Below are 1,215 nucleotides of genomic sequence, written 5' to 3'. Positions count from 1 at the left end.
CCGACTCTGACGAGTATCACGAATATTGTGTTGAGTCGATCGGACACTTTTGACCCGGACTTGACGAATAACGACGGTTCGACAGTCGCAGTGCCTGGTGAGGCGGGGGGGCGAGTTGTTACCTCGATCGATGCAGCCCGCGCCGACCTGGTTACGTCCAAGAGCGGTCTCACATCTGCTCCTGCTGGTAGTTCCGTCACTTATACTATAACTACCGCCAACAATGGGCCGAATGCTGCTGAAAACGTAGTGATTACAGACAGCATCATTCCCGGTTTAACGGGAGTCAGCGCATCGGACGGCGGCACTTACGACCCCCTGACAGGGGTTGTCACCTTCCCAACAATTCGCAGTTTGACTAGGGGGAGCAAAGTCAACCGCGAGGTGACAGTAGTCGTTCCAGCGACGGACACGATTAGTAATACTTCCCAAAGTCGATCGACTACTTTTGACCCCGACCCCAGCAATAACAACGGTTCCGAGTCCAGAGCCACTGTCACCACGGCCATTTTACTCGCTCCGCCTTCACCCAACAAGCTTCCCTCAGCCGACAGCAGCAATGTGGCGCTCGCGCCCAACAGCGTTGTCCGACTCGGCGGGCTCGGAGGCAGAGACTCAGACGGCACGGTGGTTGCATTCACTATCAGCACCCTGCCGTCGGCAAATCAAGGCATCCTGTTCTTGGGCGACCCCGCAACCGGGGGAGTCGCCGTCACGGCAGGTCAAACCCTGACAGCCGAGCAAATTACCCAGTTGTTCTTCCAGGCGTCCGGCAATTTCATAGGGGGCAACTTCACCTACAGCGCTACAGATAACTTCGGCGCCACCAGTGCGGCAGTCGCCACTGTGTCTCTCATTCCCCTTAATGAACCGATACCGACGCCGACACCCGCGCCCATACCAACACCAACACCACCAACACCGGCACCAACTCCAACACCCGCGCCGGAACCAACACCAACACCAACACCAACTCCAACACCCGCGCCGGAACCAACACCAACACCAACACCAACTCCAACACCCGCGCCGGAACCAACACCAACACCAACACCGGCACCAACTCCAACATCCGCGCCGGAACCAACACCAACACCGGCACCAACTCCAACACTCGCACCGGAACCAACACCAACTCCAACACTCGCACCGGCACCAACTCCAACACTCGCACCGGCACCAACTCCAACACTCGCACCGGCACCAACTCCAACA

At 57.9% G+C, this 1,215-nt stretch carries 1 pseudogene; it reads left to right on the top strand.

Going from position 1 to position 1,215, the window contains the following annotated elements:
- Positions 1-1,215: pseudogene (locus tag QUB06_RS25815) on the top strand (hypothetical protein); the annotation flags it as partial.

It is taken from the genome of Microcoleus sp. D2_18a_D3 (genome assembly GCF_036702455.1).
Classification (GTDB): Bacteria; Cyanobacteriota; Cyanobacteriia; order Cyanobacteriales; family Microcoleaceae; genus Microcoleus.
The sequence above is the reverse complement of the archived record's forward strand: the minus strand, read 5'-3'. Positions and strand labels throughout refer to the sequence as shown.